Origin of the sequence: Lysinibacillus sp. NPDC056232 (genome assembly GCF_042267565.1) — a bacterium.
Taxonomy (GTDB): domain Bacteria; phylum Bacillota; class Bacilli; order Bacillales_A; family Planococcaceae; genus Lysinibacillus.
This window is the reverse complement of record NZ_JBHJTF010000032.1, coordinates 24,581-42,140: the sequence shown is the minus strand read 5'-3', so window position 1 is coordinate 42,140 and position 17,560 is coordinate 24,581. Positions and strand designations below refer to the sequence as shown.

At 37.3% G+C, this 17,560-nt stretch carries 13 protein-coding genes and 1 pseudogene; 10 read left to right on the top strand and 4 right to left on the bottom strand.

Features of this window, described 5'->3' with window-relative positions:
• Positions 1-35 precede the first annotated feature (35 nt).
• Together ACFCYJ_RS20205 and ACFCYJ_RS20200 are read right to left on the bottom strand one after the other, a co-directional pair.
• On the bottom strand, positions 36-1,244 hold the full coding sequence (locus ACFCYJ_RS20205) for an MFS transporter (protein ID WP_376076266.1): 1,209 nt from the start codon (positions 1,242-1,244) through the stop codon (positions 36-38).
• Positions 1,245-1,395: 151 nt separating this feature from the next.
• Positions 1,396-1,485: pseudogene (locus ACFCYJ_RS20200) on the bottom strand (DMT family transporter); the annotation flags it as partial.
• A 110-nt stretch (positions 1,486-1,595) separates the two neighbouring features.
• Between ACFCYJ_RS20200 and pdxR the strand changes: the two are divergent.
• Entirely contained in the window at positions 1,596-2,987 is a 1,392-nt protein-coding gene (gene pdxR, locus ACFCYJ_RS20195) for a MocR-like pyridoxine biosynthesis transcription factor PdxR (protein WP_376076301.1), read from the top strand.
• A 277-nt stretch (positions 2,988-3,264) separates the two neighbouring features.
• Positions 3,265-3,714 carry a DUF1569 domain-containing protein gene (locus ACFCYJ_RS20190; RefSeq protein WP_376076263.1) on the top strand — a complete coding sequence of 150 codons (450 nt, stop codon included), beginning with the start codon at positions 3,265-3,267 and terminating at the stop codon, positions 3,712-3,714.
• Between the two features lie 369 nt (positions 3,715-4,083).
• Here the strand turns inward: ACFCYJ_RS20190 and ACFCYJ_RS20185 are convergent, their stop codons facing one another.
• Positions 4,084-4,281 carry a hypothetical protein gene (locus ACFCYJ_RS20185; RefSeq protein ID WP_376076260.1) on the bottom strand — a complete coding sequence of 66 codons (198 nt, stop codon included), beginning with the start codon at positions 4,279-4,281 and terminating at the stop codon, positions 4,084-4,086.
• A gap of 289 nt (positions 4,282-4,570) precedes the next feature.
• Entirely contained in the window at positions 4,571-5,434 is an 864-nt protein-coding gene (locus ACFCYJ_RS20180; RefSeq protein ID WP_376076257.1) for a pentapeptide repeat-containing protein, read from the bottom strand.
• A 220-nt stretch (positions 5,435-5,654) separates the two neighbouring features.
• On the opposite strand from ACFCYJ_RS20180, the gene ACFCYJ_RS20175 reads away from it, so the two are divergent.
• The 8 genes from ACFCYJ_RS20175 to ACFCYJ_RS20140 all read left to right on the top strand — a co-directional run bounded on the left by ACFCYJ_RS20175 (position 5,655) and on the right by ACFCYJ_RS20140 (position 16,955).
• On the top strand, positions 5,655-6,305 hold the full coding sequence (locus ACFCYJ_RS20175; protein WP_376076254.1) for a TetR/AcrR family transcriptional regulator: 651 nt from the start codon (positions 5,655-5,657) through the stop codon (positions 6,303-6,305).
• Entirely contained in the window at positions 6,298-7,596 is a 1,299-nt protein-coding gene (locus tag ACFCYJ_RS20170; protein ID WP_376076298.1) for an MFS transporter, read from the top strand. The genes ACFCYJ_RS20175 and ACFCYJ_RS20170 overlap by 8 nt, the downstream gene beginning before the upstream one ends.
• On the top strand, positions 7,581-9,899 hold the full coding sequence (locus ACFCYJ_RS20165; RefSeq protein ID WP_376076252.1) for an ABC transporter permease: 2,319 nt from the start codon (positions 7,581-7,583) through the stop codon (positions 9,897-9,899). The genes ACFCYJ_RS20170 and ACFCYJ_RS20165 overlap by 16 nt, the downstream gene beginning before the upstream one ends.
• 3 nt (positions 9,900-9,902) lie before the next feature.
• Positions 9,903-10,661 (top strand): ABC transporter ATP-binding protein, encoded by a 759-nt coding sequence (locus tag ACFCYJ_RS20160; protein ID WP_376076249.1) that lies wholly within the window; start codon positions 9,903-9,905, stop codon positions 10,659-10,661.
• A 644-nt stretch (positions 10,662-11,305) separates the two neighbouring features.
• Complete coding sequence (locus tag ACFCYJ_RS20155; RefSeq protein ID WP_376076246.1) at positions 11,306-12,910, top strand: PucR family transcriptional regulator; 1,605 nt, start codon at positions 11,306-11,308, stop codon at positions 12,908-12,910.
• Positions 12,911-13,043: 133 nt separating this feature from the next.
• Positions 13,044-14,312, top strand: a complete 1,269-nt coding sequence (locus tag ACFCYJ_RS20150; RefSeq protein ID WP_376076244.1) for a cytosine permease — start codon at positions 13,044-13,046, stop codon at positions 14,310-14,312.
• A complete protein-coding gene (locus ACFCYJ_RS20145) occupies positions 14,309-15,412 on the top strand; it encodes an S-methyl thiohydantoin desulfurase family protein (RefSeq protein WP_376076242.1) in 1,104 nt (367 codons plus the stop codon). Before ACFCYJ_RS20150 ends, ACFCYJ_RS20145 begins: the two co-directional genes overlap by 4 nt.
• Complete coding sequence (locus ACFCYJ_RS20140) at positions 15,405-16,955, top strand: hydantoinase/oxoprolinase N-terminal domain-containing protein (RefSeq protein WP_376076239.1); 1,551 nt, start codon at positions 15,405-15,407, stop codon at positions 16,953-16,955. The genes ACFCYJ_RS20145 and ACFCYJ_RS20140 overlap by 8 nt, the downstream gene beginning before the upstream one ends.
• Positions 16,956-17,560: the final 605 nt, after the last annotated feature.

Here is a 17,560-nt window from a genome sequence, read left to right as displayed (position 1 = left end):
ATATTCACGAATCATTGCGTTTGGCCAAAAATACCCTAAGCAATCTCTTTTTTTACCTTTTTCACAATAGAACGTGAGGATAGTCTACCATGCAGTAAATAATAAACACCAATTCCGATTATTATCAGGAATGAACAATAAAAATATAATGATCCATGATCAATTTTAGTTGCGGCAATACCAAAGATAAATGATCCAATGCCGAACCCAAAATCATAGATAGAGAGGAATGTAGCCGTAGCCAATGCCCTCTTTTTAGGAGGTGCTACTTGAATGGCAATGGTTTGAAAGCTGGGAAATACAGTTCCCCACCCAACTCCAATAAGGGCTGCTGATGTAAGAAATAACAAGGGCGTATTCGATACACTCAATAAGAACGTACCGCCTGCAAAGCATAAAATAGCGGGATAAATGATCATATTTGCCCCAAACAAATCAAACCATTTTCCAGTAAACGGTCTTGAAATTAAAAGGACCACTGCGTACACAACAAAGAAATAACCAGCAGCTTCCACTAAACCTTGCTCTTTAGCATATATGGATACGAAGGAAATAATTCCTGAATAAATCAGTCCAAAGAAAGCTGAAATCAATGATACAGGAATGGCGGAACTTTCCAAGTAATCTCCAATTTTCATACTTTTTTTTTGTTCAATTGCCCGTTCTGGCATAGAAGCTTTCTTAGGTAATTTAACAAATAATCCTGCAACGAGTGCAAAGCAAGCACAACATGCATTTATGATAAACATTACATTTATCTCTGCTTGTTGCATAGCAGTCAAACCCAAAAAGGGACCAATAGCCATAGCAAGATTTAGCGTTAGTCCATAGTACCCCATTCCTTCTCCTTTGCGGGATTCAGGGATGAGATCAGCCACAATTGCACCAGTGGCCGTAGTCGCCATTCCAAAGCCAATTCCATGAAAAAAGCGAAGAATGAGTAAGCCCATCAGAGATTGTGGAATAAAATACAAAATTGAAGCTACGAAAAGAACAATGAGGGAACTTATAAAAACGCTATACTTTCCTGCCTTTTCGATCCATTTACCTGCAAATGGGCGTGTTAGGATGGATGCAATCAAAAAAACTGTAGTAATAAGTCCTACATCAGATTCGGCGCCATGCCATTCTTGTAAAGCATATATCGGTAGTGTGACCAATAAATAAAAAAATGTTGTAAACACGAGAAAATTAGTAATGGCAATACTGATAAAATCCCTTGTCCATAATCGGGGTTTATCCAATATTTCCACCTCCCATATAATATTATTCCTTGTAACGAAAGCGAAGCGTCAGCTACAGATGTTTTATGTACCGAAAGCGAGCGACAGGTACAGAAGTCTCCCACCTCAATAGGCGGTGAGATGAATGCAGATTTAAGCCCTTTCAACGGGTGTCCAAACTGAAAGGAGTTCCTTGAATTTTTACTGCTATAAAGTTGAGTCCCCATGCAATCAAACAAAATATGTACATAACTATTGTCATAAGCTACCTGCCAAATCAAAATTTTTTCTAAATTTATTATTCATTGATACTGTCATTTCTAAAAGGTACAGTTTACAATAAACACAAATGACAGATGAGGTATTTCAATGATGAATGAACTAATATTTATTATCAATCGAGAAAGTAACACCCCTATGTACCAACAAGTTTATCAATACATACGTACTCAGATTTTATCTGGTAAATTAGAGTGGAATACAAAGTTACCATCAATTAGACAACTTGCTCTCCAATTAGAGGTTAGCAGAAACACAACTCAGTTAGCCTATGAACAATTGCAATCGGAAGGATATATTCGAAGTGAGAACAAAAAGGGGTTTTTTGTAGATGCAACTATATCGGATGAGACGCTTAATTATGCACCCATTAGAAAACAGCATTATGAAAAAAATCAAACTGACATAAAAACGATTGACTTTAAGATGGGGACAGTGGATCAAGCGAACTTCCCTTTGAAAACATGGAGAATGCTCACAAACAAAGTCCTTAAAGACTCTAGCATGTTTTCATACGGAGAAAAACAAGGCGATATCCAATTAAGAAAGGCACTAGCAGATTACTTGTTTCAATCAAGAGGGGTTAATACGTCTACTGAACAGATTGTTATTGGGAGTAGTACACAACACTTGTTATTACTTTTGACGTTGTTGCTCAAGCAAGACTATCATTATTTGGCAGTAGAAGACCCTGGATATAATGTGGCAAGGGAACTATTTGCTCTTCAGTCATTTATTATTGATCCGATTCCGGTAACAGAACAAGGCATTCAAGTCGAGCGCCTTTTAAAGTCGCCTTCTAGACTTTTATATGTCACTCCTACTCACCACTTTCCATATGGAGTAACTATCCCCGTCAATGAAAGATTAAAGTTAATTCAATGGGCAAAAAGGGTGGAAGGATATATTATTGAGGATGATTACGATAGTGAATTTCGTTACATCCATCAACCTATACCGTCTCTTCAAAGTTTAGATTCTAATGATAGGGTGGTTTATTTAGGAACTTTTTCAAAAGCACTGCTACCTTCTATCCGTGTTAGTTATATGGTTTTGCCAACGAGGCTAGTAAGTGAATATAAAAAAATCCTTCCTTTGCTTGAGCAAACATCCTCATCTATTCACCAGAGAACATTGGCGACCTTTATGAATGAGGGATATTGGTACTCACATTTAAGGAAGATGAAAGCTTTGTATAAACGTAAAATGAATCTATTGAAAAGGGAATTACTAAAACACTTTAAAAATTATGTTGAGATAAAAGGTGGTAACTCAGGGATTTACGTTATTATTGAAGTTAAAACAAAAATGAGTGAAAAAATGCTAATTGAAAGGGCATATGAACACGGAATAGCAGTTAATCCTTGCTCACAAACTTTCTCGAAATATAAACCACAATATCCACATATTTTACTTGGATTGGGTAATCTATCTGAAGAAGAGATAATAAATGGAGTATCTCAACTAGCAAAAATTTGGTTGTAGTCTTATTAGGGATAGCACCACATCGGTATTAAGTTAAGATTTTAAAGTATCCCCTAAAGTTTCCTATAAGGCTGGGGACATTTTAACTTCCTAGGAGAATTCCGTTTTAGTAAGAAAAAAATTGCACCATTAGACTCTCCTCGACCACCACAGATAATTTAACTTATTTCAGCGGTTGTCTGGACACCACTGTATCAAATCAGACTATTTCTTATTCCAGAATCGGCCAAATAAGTTAGGAAGGTTGACTCATAATAATTAAAGGAGATAAGCACTAATGAAAAATATTTTTGATCCTATGCATACAGCAGAAGTTTTAAAGCGTATTGACAAATTAAGTCCGAATTCACAACCTCAATGGGGAAAAATGGATGTTGCCCAAATGCTAGCGCATTGTTCATCTTTCCAAGACATTGCAATGGGAAATTCTTTTCCACCAAGGAATTGGTTAGGAATAATAGTAGGGAGGTTTGCAAAACAAATCATATACAATGACAAGACATTGCCCCATAATATGTCTACTATTCCAACCATTTTGATTGCAGATGATAGAGAATTTGAGACAGAAAAAGAAAAGCTTAAACAAAAAATTATCACATTTCAAAATAATGGACCAGAGAAGTGCACAACTCATCCTCATCCTTTTTTTGGGAAACTTACTCCGGAGCAATGGGGTAAAGGAATATACAAGCACCTTGACCACCATTTTAAACAGTTTGGAGTTTAAACATTGAAAAACTAAATGAAACGATTTGCATCATTAGAAGAAAGCGGCTTAGTTGAAGAAGGATTTTCTGTTCCTGAATGAAGAAATGAGTTGTACTAGAATATATGAAAAGTGGGTTTGATGATGATAAAGGATATGGATATTAAATGTCATTTTATGGTAAGTGATTTTCTCCAAAAGTAGTTGAACAACTAATTGGGATTAAATTAGAGCATTAAATCGAAGTTGGAGATATATCTAGAATAGGAAGAAACAAAGGTAAACCTTCAGATTACGGAAATGGTGAACTATGTCCTCCAAAGGATTTCAAAGATCACTATATTGAGTGAATATCTGAAAGTAATTGTGCAGTAGAGGAAAAATATTTGGTTATCGATTAGTTCTGTTTTTAAAAAAGTTTGAAGTTAACAAAAAAGCAATTCCTATAAAAATGAATAGTAGTGCTGCAGATTTATTCGGAATAAATGAATTGTAATTAAGTGAACCGAGTGACGTTCCAAGTCCACTCAAACACATAAAGAAGCCTATCCAATAAATGAATTTTCCAATTGTAGTATGTTTTTTCATATATAGATTCCTCCTGAAATGTGGATTGTTATATTTCAAAGCATAACATAATTAGGAAATTTTTTAGAACGGTGGTTAATTTAATTACTTAACACTTTGTGGGTGCGAAACGTTTCTCTATAAATGCGTATGCATGAAATGGGAGGGCTGTCAAAACAGTCACAACTGATTAACCGAAATTCGGAATGAAAGCCGTCATGTTGAGCTGAAACGAATTATCTGATACTCCAACATGCATGGTCTACCGTCTGAAGGGAAGATGAATTACTTTCATCTGCCCTTTTTCAAGTTATTGTTCCCAATGTGACGGACGTTTCAGATGGGAGGGTAATTTTGTTTGAAGATTGCCTTGTGCTGAATTAATTTGCATTTGGGTTAAAAACATACTAGTTGAAAGGTCTGCACCGCGTAAATTGGCATCACGTAAATCCGCGCCAATAAAATCAACACCTCTTAAATCAGCATTTTGTAGATTGGCAGCAATTAAATAAGATCCTCGAAGATCAGTTGCTCTCAAATCCTTGCCTTTTAAATTCTTCCCAATCCAATCAACCCCACGATTATCATACTTTCGAGTGTTTTTTCCAATCTTTACGATAAGGCTTTGGCGAATTTGCTCACTTGTTTCTAACAGTAAAACATTCACTGGCAGTCGGAAATTAGGAATATCTATTGCTAGTAATGCATCAGCTTCTAGCTCTGTTGCACGCTGTAGTTGTTCTAATTGTATATGTAGTTTGTTATATAGTGATGAATCTACGTTATACGATAAAGCCTCTGCTACGTAGGCAATCATTTCATAAAGTTGTTCCATCATAGGAAAGACACGAAACATTTTCTCGGAAACTTCAGGGAATTGTCGCCAGTCTTGTCCATGGAAGGTTGTTTGTGAAACCTTTTGTCCAGCCCCTAAACAATCAAAAACTGTACATCCTTTAAACCCTTGATCTCTAAGTTTACTATGAATTTGACAGCTAAAATCTGATTGTAGATTAGGGCAAGGTGTCCCAGCTGCTTTATGAATGGCAAAGTCGCTAGAAGCGGCAATATTTAAAGCCGTGCAGCATAGACCAAAACAGCTTTGGCAATCTGCCTGTAAGCTTTCACGTATCTTTTTTCCCATCGTATAATCTATTTTTTTTACTTCTGACATTATTGTTTACCTCTCTTAACACATAAACTTTTTACATTTAATTCTATCACTTATTATGAACAAAAGGAAATTTTTGTATGGATGAATTTATCGTTTACCTCTAGATGATCAGGAAATAAATTGATAGTTTTTTACAAATCCGGAATACCCTATTGACAATTTATTGTAAAATGCTATAATTTTTATCGACAGACAGTCGGTCTAGTAAGGAGGCATAAAAATGAGAAAAGAAGCGATAGAACGCAGAAACGAAATACTTGATGTAGCGGATGAGCTTTTCGGTCAGAAGGGCTTTGATGGCACAAGTACTAACGATATTCTCGAAAAGGTTGGTATTGCACGGGGAACGTTATATTATCACTTCAAGTCGAAGGAGGATATTATGGACGCGTTAATTGAGCGGTATAATGCCCAAATTCTAGGTGCTGCAAAAGAAATTGCAGCCAATAAGAGCATCCACGTTAACGAGCGTATTATTCGTGTTGTAATGGCATTAAACATAAGTGGCGGAAATGGTAAGGAAATTATTGACCATATACATAAGCCTCAGAACGCGCTTATGCATCAGAAAATACAAAAGGTTATTATGAACGGCCTTCCCCCGATACTGACGGACATAATCCGTGAGGGGATTGAGCAAGGACTATTCAGTACGCCGTATCCGTATGAATGTATGGAAATGATTGTGGCCTATACGAATACCGTTTTTGATGGTGATATGGTTGATATAACCGAGGAAGAACGTGCTGCACGAATACCAGCTTTTGTCTTCAACGTAGAAAGACTGCTCGGTGTCGAAAGTGGAAGCCTTATGTACATGATGAAGATGTTTGGCAATGGGGGTGAAGAAAGTGGAAACAACGATGGTTGATTCTGAGAGGTTTTTTAGAAAATTTCTTCTGCTTTGGTCAGGACAACTAATTTCAGCAATAGGAAGCGGGCTTACAGCGTTTGGGCTTGGTATTTATGTTTTCCAACAGACGGGAAAGGCATCGGCAATGGCGCTTGTAACCTTACTTGCGTTTATGCCTTCGCTTCTATTAAGCCCTGTAGCAGGAGTGCTTGCGGATCGTTATGATCGAAGACTTTTAATGGTGTTAGGCGACAGTCTTTCAGCGATAGGACTTGTTTATATTCTTATCTGTATGCTTAGCGGGGAAGCACTGTTATGGCAGATTTGTGTGGGAGTTACAATAAGCTCGGTGTTTTCATCGCTGCTTGATCCCGCATACAAGGCTACGGTTACGGATTTACTGACCGAGGAACAATACACAAAGGCAAGTGGTTTAGTCCAGGTGGCGGGTTCTGCAAAATATTTGATTTCACCCATCATTGCGGGATTTTTGCTCACCGTTTCGGATATAAAGCTTTTGCTTGTCATCGACATTTGTACATTCTTTGTAACCGTTACATCAGCTCTTGCACTACGTAAAGGGCTTGCTTCAAAGACATACGAACAGACACAATCATTTTTCCATGAGTTCAAAGATGGTTGGCGTGCAGTTTCTGAAAATCGAGGTGTGCTCGTTCTTGTAATGATGACATCGGTGCTGACATTTTATCTTGGAATTATTGAAACACTTTCCATTCCGATGTTGCTTACTTTTACGAGCAGCTCCGTAATAGGAACGGTGGAAACGTTTGTCGCTACAGGGATGCTCGTATCTAGTGTGATCATCGGATTTCTTCCAATCAAAAAAGGGTATGTGAAAATTCTTTCGTTTTCGCTGTTTTTTGAAGGAATATTTATGGCGGTATTCGGACTTCGAGAAAATATAGCTCTAATCTGTATTTCAGGTTTTTTCTTTTTTGCCATGATGCCATTTGCAAACTCAACATTAGATTTTCTTGTTCGTACCAACATTGATAATGCCGTTCAGGGCAGAGCATGGTCACTTATTGGGGTTATTTCACAGCTTGGATTTGTAGCAGCCTATGCGCTTTCAGGGGTACTTGCGGATTATGTGTTTACGCCTTTGCTAGTGGACGGCGGATTGCTTGCAGACAGCGTAGGGAAAATTACCGGTACAGGTCAAGGCAGAGGAACGGGCTTCCTCATCATAATCGCTGGAATTTTATTAAGTATTACTTCATTTATTTTGTTCAACTTGAAATCAGTGAAAAAGCTTGAAAACAGAGGTGACGTATGTATTTCAGATTAATCCGTAATGACATTTCTAAAAGCAAACTGATAACGCTGACAACAACGTTATTTGTCGCGGCTGCGGCTATGCTCGTTTCTTTATCGGCGATACTTATGGTTAATCTTTCTGGTGCTATCGATTCACTTATGAATCAGGCGAAAACGCCGCATTTTATGCAAATGCACTCGGGAGATATCGATACTGTCCGGCTTGCAAATTTCGCGGAGCAAAACAGCAATGTCGATGAATTTCAAGTGCTTGAGTTTCTGAACATGGATAACGGGCAAATTATTTTAGGTGATCGTTCGCTTGCGAATAATGTGCAAGACAATGGTTTCAGCATACAGAGTGAAAAATTTGATTATCTTCTTGATCTTGACGGAAACATTATAAACGTATCCGATGGCGAGCTCTATGTTCCAATTAACTATATGAAGGACAACACCACAAGAGTCGGTGATAAAGCGATAATAGGCGGAAAGGAATTTACTGTTGCGGGCTTCCTTCGCGATTCACAGATGAATTCTATGCTGTCTTCCTCAAAAAGATTTCTTGTTAGTCAAAATGATTATGCGGAAATAAAAAGTCATGGGAGTATGGAGTATTTGATAGAGTTTAGACTAAAGGATTTATCGTCGCTCGGTGAATTTGAAACTGCTTATGCTTCCGCAGGTCTTGAAGCGAACGGACCAACGATTACATATCCACTTTTCAAAACACTTAATGCACTTTCCGACGGGATCATGATAGCAGTTATACTTCTTATAAGCGTTCTTGTCGTTGCGATCGCATTTCTATGCATCCGCTTTACACTCCTTGCGAAAATCGAAGACGATTACCGTGATATTGGTGTTATGAAGGCAATAGGGCTACGCCTTTCCGACATTAAGAAAATTTATCTTGCGAAGTACGCAGCAATTGCGGCAGGGGGGAGTATTCTCGGTTATGCACTTTCGTTGATGTTCAAAAACATGCTTCTTGAAAATATCCGGCTTAATATGGGGGAAAGCGAAAACTCTTCTTTTGCTTCGGCATTAGGCATAATCGGCATACTGCTTGTATTCCTCGCAATAATCGCTTATGTAAGCGGAATGCTAAGACGCTTCCGGAAAATATCTGCTGCAGAAGCGATACGCTTTGGCACTTCACAGGAAAAAAACACAGGCGTAAAACGTTTTTGCCTATACAAAAATAAGCTGTTAAACACAAACATTTTTCTTGGTATTAAAGATGTTCTCGCAAGGAAAAGACTTTATGCCACAATGCTTGCAGTACTTGTCATTTCAGCATTTATTATTATTGTTCCACAAAACCTTTACAACACGATTTCCTCAACAAGCTTCATTAAATATATGGGTATTGGAAACTACGATATTCGTATTGATATTCAGCAGACGGATCAAATTCCTGAAAAAACTGCGGAAATTTCAGAATATATGAACAGCGACAATTCCATTTCAAAGTATACCATCCTTACAACAAAGACATTCAAAGCAAAAACGGAAGACGGTTCGGAGGAAAATATAAAAATCGAACTTGGCGACCACTCGATATTCCCTATCGAATATACAGAGGGAAGAGCACCCGCTGTAGAAAAGGAAATTGCACTTTCGGCTTTGAACGCCGAAGAAATGAGCAAAAAAGTCGGCGATACCATTACGGTCATAATAAAGGGGAAGGAGAGTAAGCTCACGGTAAGTGGCATTTATTCCGACATTACTAACGGTGGTAAAACGGCAAAGGCTATTTTTACTGACAATTCGGGAAATATAATGTGGAGCGTTATTTGTGCAAAGCTTTCAGATAAAACTCTTGTCGATGAGAAAATCTCTAAATATGCGGACCGATTTACTTTTGCTAAAATCTCCAATATTGATGAATTTGTTAAACAAACATTCGGTTCGACAATAAAATCAGTTGAAAAGACCTCCATTGCTGCCATTGCTATAGCGCTCATAATAACGGTACTAGTGACACTATTGTTTATGAAAATGCTTGTCGCAAAGGATAGATATTCGATTGCTGTCATGAAAGCACTAGGTTTTACAAACTCCGATATGACGGTACAGTATGGTTCACGAGCGGTTTTCGTAGCCATTATCGGAATTGTCCTGGGCACCCTTATGGCAAACACTCTTGGAGAGGTACTTACAGGTGCGGTTATCACCTCGTTCGGGGCGTCATCGTTTAGTTTTTCAATCAATCCACTTTCGGCGTATGTACTTTGTCCGTTATTGATGATTTGTTCGGTACTGATCACAACAATAATTGGCACATGGGACGTGGGGAAAATAAAAATATCCGAAAATATAAAGGAGTAGCTTATGAAGAAGATTATAATCGGTGAACATATTGTAAAGTCTTTCGGCGAGGGTGATGAAAAGCGCAATGTTCTAGACGGAGCGTCCGTTGAAATAAACGAAGGTGAGTTTGTTGCAATTATGGGACCCTCGGGCTCGGGAAAATCAACGCTCATGTTTGCATTGAGTGGCATGGACAGCGTTGATGGTGGAAGGATTACTTTTGATGGTAGTGATTTATCGGCAGTTGGAGAGGTTGAACTTTCAGATATACGTAGAACTAAAATGGGCTTTGTATTTCAGCAGCCGACGATGCTTAAAAATCTAAATATTCTCGATAACATTATTCTTCCATCAATGCGGGAAAACAGAAAAAACGTTGCGAAAATTTCAGAGAAGGCAAGAGCGATTATGAAGAGGGTAGGCATTGCGGAGCTTGAAATGCGTGACATTACACAAGTTTCGGGAGGTCAGCTTCAGCGAGCGGGGATATGTCGTGCGCTTTTGAACAGCCCAAAAATAATTTTCGGCGATGAGCCTACTGGTGCACTTAACTCAAAATCAGCGCAGGAGATTATGGATATTTTTACCGAAATCAACGCTGGCGGTACTGCGATTATGCTCGTCACTCACGATGCAAAGGTTGCGGCGCGTACGGAGCGCATAATGTTTATGCTCGATGGAAAAATCGTTAGTGAGCTAATGCTTCCGAAGTTTGACAGTACAGATATTGATGGCAGAGTAGAGAAAGTAATGGAGAAAATGTGGGAAATCGGAATATGAGTTGCTGTATCAACTAACACTGAATCTCACAATGGGAAATGAAAGATTTCTAGAATTGTTACGTACCGAGTTGGCCATAAATGATTGGTCTTAGAGAAAAGCAGGGGAATTGGTTTACAAACCAACCTCTGCTTTTATTTCAGTATATAAAAAAATGATTCAGATGTTGATTCCGTTGAAGAGACAATATAGTAGAATGATTGGTTGAAACAACTATTTTCATTTTTACAAAATTAATTCATAGGAGATGTGTCTTTTATGAAAGCTGGAAATAGCATTATTATTTTAAGTATAATCTTTATTTTAATTGGATTAGTCTACGCATTAGGATATAACAGTTCTATTTACTTTAAATATTTATTTTCTATAGGTTTCATACTGTTGGGAATGGGTATTTTGATTGATAGGATTGAAGGAATGATAAAGAAAAAACGGTAAGATGTAATTCAAAATAAGTTGTTAGCTAAAATTTGAAATCTTGTTTGCAGTTATAGCCGATGACACCGGATATATTATCTAGCTCTTCTTCAAAAACAGGGGATGTGGTATTCTTCTCCTAAGGATACGATGCCGTATTTTTAGCAAGGCTTGTTAACTCTATGAGAAACACACCTGATAGTACATAAAAAATACAACAAGAAGTAGTGGTGAAGGAAAATGGGGTAACGGTAAAAGATTTACTACAATTGCCATCATTTAGAGGGGCAGAAGTTTTAACGGGTAAAATTAATCTTAATCGTACGGTCTCATCTTTATCTGTGTTAGAAGTTTCGAATGTAGATTTTTTATCTACGATTATCCAATCCGTCCAGGAAGAGTGGTATGCGGAAGAGCTAGTCATTAGCTCTTTTTATTCAATTAGAGATAGTGTAGAACAACAATGTAAAACCATTCAACACTTACATGATCTTGGCGAATTAGGTCTTATTTTATATTATGTGGGAATTGTTTTACCTGAAATTCCAGAAGAGGTACTGCAATTAGCAGACTCTCAAGGTTTTATCATTATTTGTATGCCTAAAAATGATTACTCTCTACGTTATAATGAGGTCATTTATGAAGTGATGGAAGCAATTGTTAGTAATCAGGCTGTCAATGATCAGTTTGTGAAGGAAACTTTAGAAAAGGTCAGCTTGCTACCAGAGCATTTACAAAGTGTAGAAATCACATTGAAAATGCTATCTGATCGCCTGAAAGCTAACATTGTACTGACAAACAGTAATTTTGATATTGTGAATCAAGTGATGTGGCCAAGAAATTCATCTTTAGATGTTTGGCAAGTACTACAGGAGTTTTCACAAAGTCATCTAAATAAAGAAAAGGGAAAGCTAGAACTACAAAGAAGCGATTTATCGTGTGTCGTTGAATATAAAAGTGTTCAGCAAAAAAATGGGGAACAGCTACTTTTGTTTGTTATTAAAGAGAACACACCCTTACCAGCGAAGACCATTGAAAAAATTAGTGAAGTTGTCCAAGTGGCCATTAATTTATGGGGAGACAAGCATGATGAAGTTAGTGAGTATGCATTAGTAAAAGCGATTATTAATGATGAAAGCGACAAAATGCGAAGACTAGCTAACATGCTAAATATCGATGTTTCTGCTATTCAAATGATGTGGTTAATTTATATTAACGATGTATCAGAAGAGAAGAAAATTAGGGATGAACTGGAAGAGCAACTTTCAAAGTATTATCAAACGACCGTGATTCAATGCATTGATCGTTGTATTATTGTTCTTTTAGGAAATGGCTTGTATAAACTTCATGAATATGAGATTTCTACTGAGTTTATTGAAACAACTAATTATTACTCCCAAATATCAGAAATCGTTTACTCACCGAAAATGAAAAATACTAAAGCTGTACGTCAAATGTATCAATTGGTGAATCAAGTAGGAGAGAAAGTTCATACCATCTATCCTATGCGCAAATTGTTTACTGCCGCAGAACTTCGATCGATGAAGCGAGCCATTGATTTAAGTAAACAGGGAGAAGAAATGATTGAAGAATCCCTTTCCGTTATTGAGCCCATTTTAAATGATAAAGAGTCCCTAAATACATTAATGGCTTTTCTTTTAGATGCAAATGGTAGTTTTGATGAGTGTGCGAAAAACTTATACATTCACAAAAATACAGTGAAGTATCGTATAAAAAAAATTAGTGAACTAATTGGCAACGATGTAACGGTTTATTCGGAATTTTACGATGTATATATGGCCTGCATGATCTATCGCCTAATTAATGGTTAGAAAAGTCTGAATTTTTGTCAAAAAAGATAAAAATTCAGACTTTTTTTTCATTTTTGAAAAAGACGCACGTCTATCCCTTCTTTTATAATAAAAAACATTAACTAAATGAACTACCGATAAAGGAGGGGACGATATGGAGAAAGATGGGCAAGGTCAGTCTTGGTATAGTTTAGGGATTATATGGGCAGGCGCAATGATTTGTATACCAAGCTTATTAGTTGGGAATACATTGATTTCTGGTATGGGTTTAACGAAGGCATTAGCCGTGTCTTTTGTTGGATATGCAATTGTAGTAATCATCATGATTTTTCAAGGAATGCAAAGTAGTGATCTAGGAAAGCCAACCGTTCATGTCGCTGGACAAGTGTTTGGTAAAAAAGGATCACGGACGATTCTTTCTATTATTTTGGCGATTGCTTGCTTAGGCTGGTTTGGCATTCAAGCCAACGTTTGCGGAGTTGCGTTAGCTAATTTGTTAGCAGCGTATGATATGAATGTACCTATTCCGTTAGCCTCTTTACTTAGTGGTTTGGTGATGGTAATTTCAGCTGTTTATGGCATCAAAGTGCTACGTGTCTTAAGTTATATTGCAGTTCCTTTCTTAATTGTCATTTGTCTACTAGGTTTAGTGCAAGCTTTATCTGGAGACAATCTACAGCTTATGTTGGACTACAAACCTAAAAATAACATGAGTTTTTCGGATGGACTAGCTATAACGATTGGTTCATTTGCACTTGGGGCAGTAATCGCGGGCGATTATTCCCAATATTCCAAAAAACGCTCGGATGTTTTTAAAGCAGCAACATTTGGAATTATACCAGCTGGAGTATTGATGATTGCTGTGGGAGCCGTTTTAACAATCGCTTATCAAACAAGTGATATTACGGCTGTCTTTCTTAATATTGTTACTCCATTAATCGGTGGTATCGCTTTGATTTTAGCCACATGGAAAACCAATTTAGTGAATGCAATATCAGGAGGAATCGCCTTAATTAATGTTTTTAACGTTTCGAAGGACAAAGAAAAAATGGCGATTGGCCTAGCTGGAACGATTGGGACTTTACTTGCCGTGATCGGTATTTTAAATTACTTTACACCGATTATGTCGATTTTATCAGCGATGATTCCTCCAGTTGCAGGCGTTATGATTGCCTCTTATTGGGTGATGAATAAAGGGAATCAAACAAGCTGGAAGGAAGTTGACGGTGTCAATCGTTTAGGTGTTTTCTCATGGCTAGTTGGTGCAGTGATTGCTAGTATTCCGGTTGTTTTATCGTTATTCCCTAGCATGCCTCAATTACCTAATCAGCCATTAATTGGTATTGTTATTTCATTTGTTATTTATTATTTCGGTTATCGTATATCCGTACAAAAAACGGTCGTATTGGAGGAAAATAGATGAGATATTTAGATAAAGAAGCTATTGAACATATTGCGATTGGAGCCGCCTTTTTAGGAACGGGCGGAGGGGGGGACCCTTATATCGGGAAAATGATGGCTCTTTCTGCCATTGAAAAAAATGGACCAGTTAAATTGTATTCAGTTGATGAAATTGAAGATGAAGACTTTTTTATTCCAGCAGCTATGATGGGTGCACCTTCAGTTTTAGTGGAGAAATTTCCGCGTGGAGATGAGTTTGTTAAAGTTTTTCAAAAACTAGCGAAGTATATTGGGAAAGAAAAGATTACAGGAACATATCCAATGGAAGCAGGCGGAGTGAATTCGATGATCCCGATTGTCGTAGCGGCACAACTGGATATCCCACTCATTGACTGTGATGGAATGGGACGTGCATTTCCAGAATTGCAAATGGTGACCTTTAATTTAGATGGGATTTCTGCAACACCGATGGCTATTACAGACGAAAAAGGAAATATCGGGATTTTTGAAACGATTGATAATAAATGGACAGAACGCATTGCACGCTCAGCAACTGTTGAAATGGGCGCTAGCTCTTTAGTTAGCTTGTACCCAACGACTGGAGCTCAGATTAAAAAGAGTGGCGTTCATCATATCATTACACTTTCAGAAAAAATCGGTGAAATTATTGCTTCCAAAAATAGAAATGTGAAAGATAAACTTCATGAATTACTACAGCTAGTTTCTGGCTATGAATTATTCCAAGGTAAAATTGTCGATGTGATTCGAGAAACGAAGGGTGGATTTAACCTTGGGAAAATGAATTTGGAAGGTATGGAAGTCAATAAAAACGAAACTATGAAGGTCCATTTTCAAAATGAAAACCTTATTGCAGAAAAAAATGATCAGGTTGTAGCAATGACCCCTGATTTAATTTGTTTAGTAGATTATGAAACTTTATTGCCAGTGACAACGGAAAGTTTAAAATACGGTAAGCGTGTCCGAGTAATTGGATTGCCAGCCAATGAAAAATGGCGGACTGATAAAGGAATAGCAACAGTAGGTCCAAACTATTTTGGTTATGATTACGATTATGCTCCAATTGAGGAATTGGTTAAAAAGGTGGTAGCTGAACATGTATAAGATTGGAATCGATGTTGGTGGGACGAATACGGATGCCATTATTTTAGATGAACATAGCAATCTCATTCATAGTGTTAAATCGCCAACGAGTTTAGATATTAAAACTGGTATTGAAACAGCTTTACGAAACCTATTACAAGAATCGAACATTGATAAAACGAAAATTACGCATGCAATGTTAGGCACAACACAATGTACAAATGCCATTGTAGAGCGTAAAAAATTAGCGAAAGTCGGTGTAATCCGTCTAGGATATCCAGCAACCGCCTCTGTACTTCCATATACTGCATGGCCGAAAGATATGATTGAAAAACTATCAGGGAATTATGCCTTAGTCCATGGTGGTTATGAATACGATGGTCAACTTTTAGGCGAGCTTGATGAAGACGAGATTCAATCACTTCTTGAAGACTGGCGTGAAAAAGTGGACTCCATAGCGATAGTTGGTGTCTTTTCCTCCATCAAAAATGATCAAGAGATACGGGTTCGCAGTCTAATACAAGAAGTTTATGAAGAAGAATTCCCAATTTCCTGTTCGTCGTTGATTGGCTCAGTAGGTTTAATTGAACGTGAAAATGCAACGATTTTAAATGCGGCCTTATGCAAAGTAATTGAAACGACAACGACAGGCTTTGTTCATGCGTTAGAAGGTGAAGGGATTTTCAATGCCAAAGTGTTTTTATGTCAAAACGATGGAACATTAATGTCAATTGATTATGCTAAACAATTCCCGATTTTAACGATAGCATGTGGACCGACGAACAGCATACGTGGCGCTTCTTATTTAGCAAAAATCAAAGATACGATGGTTTTAGATGTTGGTGGAACGACTTCTGATATTGGGGTCTTACAGGACGGATTTCCAAGGGAGTCTTCGGTAGCAGTAGAAGTAGGGGATATTCGCACAAATTTTAGAATGCCAGATATTATTTCTGTTGGGCTAGGTGGGGGCAGTATTGTCCGAGTAAATAATGGGGAAATTACGGTTGGACCTGATAGCGTCGGGTACAAAATTTCTGAAGAAGCACTTGTTTTCGGAGGGAATACTCTTACGACAACAGACATCGCTGTTCGTCTTGGATTAGCTAATGTTGGTGATAGTCGTTTAGTGACGCATATTGATGAAGAGTTCGCAAAAGAAGCGCAATTAGAAATATCATCATTAATTGAACAAGCTATTGATAAAATGAAAACTTCATCAGAAGATGTTCAGCTTGTCTTAGTTGGTGGAGGCAGTATTATTGTTCCGGATACTCTTCGAGGAGTCTCCAATATTGTTAAATTTGAAAATGGGACTGTGGCAAATGCGATTGGTGCCTCTATTGCTCAAATTAGTGGTCAATATGAACAGATTTATATTTATTCTAAAGAGCCACGTGAGACTTCATTGAAGGATGCTCAAGAAAAAGCAGTGAAACAAGCTGTTTTAGCAGGAGCACTTACTGAGACGATTGAGTTAGTGGAAGTAGAAGAAACACCCCTTGCTTATCACCCCGAAAATGCAACGAGATTAAAAGTTAAAGTGGTAGGGAAAATGGGCTAGTCTTTCTTCATTTTGTTAGATAATTTTCTGTCAAAATCGATGATAATAATATAAAGAATTAGGCAGTAACGACAAGGAACAAATTCTTGTCGTTACTGCCTTTTTTATAAAATAACTAGTTATTTTTGTGACAGCTTTACGGGCTGCCTCTTGTACAAAATTCTGAATAAGCCAAAAAACTCAGACGGAAACAAATATGCTAAAAATATATACTGCTTTTTGAGTAGTAACTTCTTAGAAATTTTGCTTTTTCGGAAGTAAACCGTATTTTTTTGATTTTTTTCAAGTTTTGTTCAGTTTTCAACAAAACTTGATTTTGAAACACTTATAGCTAACGATATGCTACTAGCATAACTAGATGAATTCTGATTTCTATCAATTTTCGCTCTATTTACGACAAAACTTGATTTTGAAACATTTATAGCTAATGATAAGCTACTTGCATACCTTGGAAAAGTAAGAAGGAGGTAATACTATGTTAAAATTGGGAATTATATCCATGTAAAAAAGAACACAGAATATGGATTAAAAAAAAGACGCGTCCAAATATTACTGCAAATAAGAACATTACATTGCAATAGGGACTCCAAGTACAAATATTACGC

Bases quoted from the DNA above. Each gene is read 5' to 3' on its own strand.
- ACFCYJ_RS20175 (WP_376076254.1), top strand. From the start codon at position 5,655: ATGAGAAAAGAAGCGATAGAACGCAGAAACGAAATACTTGATGTAGCG.
- ACFCYJ_RS20160 (WP_376076249.1), top strand. From the start codon at position 9,903: ATGAAGAAGATTATAATCGGTGAACATATTGTAAAGTCTTTCGGCGAG.
- ACFCYJ_RS20180 (WP_376076257.1), bottom strand. From the start codon at position 5,434: ATGTCAGAAGTAAAAAAAATAGATTATACGATGGGAAAAAAGATACGT.
- ACFCYJ_RS20145 (WP_376076242.1), top strand. From the start codon at position 14,309: ATGAGATATTTAGATAAAGAAGCTATTGAACATATTGCGATTGGAGCC.
- ACFCYJ_RS20185 (WP_376076260.1), bottom strand. From the start codon at position 4,281: ATGAAAAAACATACTACAATTGGAAAATTCATTTATTGGATAGGCTTC.
- ACFCYJ_RS20140 (WP_376076239.1), top strand. From the start codon at position 15,405: ATGTATAAGATTGGAATCGATGTTGGTGGGACGAATACGGATGCCATT.
- ACFCYJ_RS20190 (WP_376076263.1), top strand. From the start codon at position 3,265: ATGAAAAATATTTTTGATCCTATGCATACAGCAGAAGTTTTAAAGCGT.
- ACFCYJ_RS20170 (WP_376076298.1), top strand. From the start codon at position 6,298: ATGGTTGATTCTGAGAGGTTTTTTAGAAAATTTCTTCTGCTTTGGTCA.
- pdxR (WP_376076301.1), top strand. From the start codon at position 1,596: ATGAATGAACTAATATTTATTATCAATCGAGAAAGTAACACCCCTATG.
- ACFCYJ_RS20150 (WP_376076244.1), top strand. From the start codon at position 13,044: ATGGAGAAAGATGGGCAAGGTCAGTCTTGGTATAGTTTAGGGATTATA.
- ACFCYJ_RS20165 (WP_376076252.1), top strand. From the start codon at position 7,581: ATGTATTTCAGATTAATCCGTAATGACATTTCTAAAAGCAAACTGATA.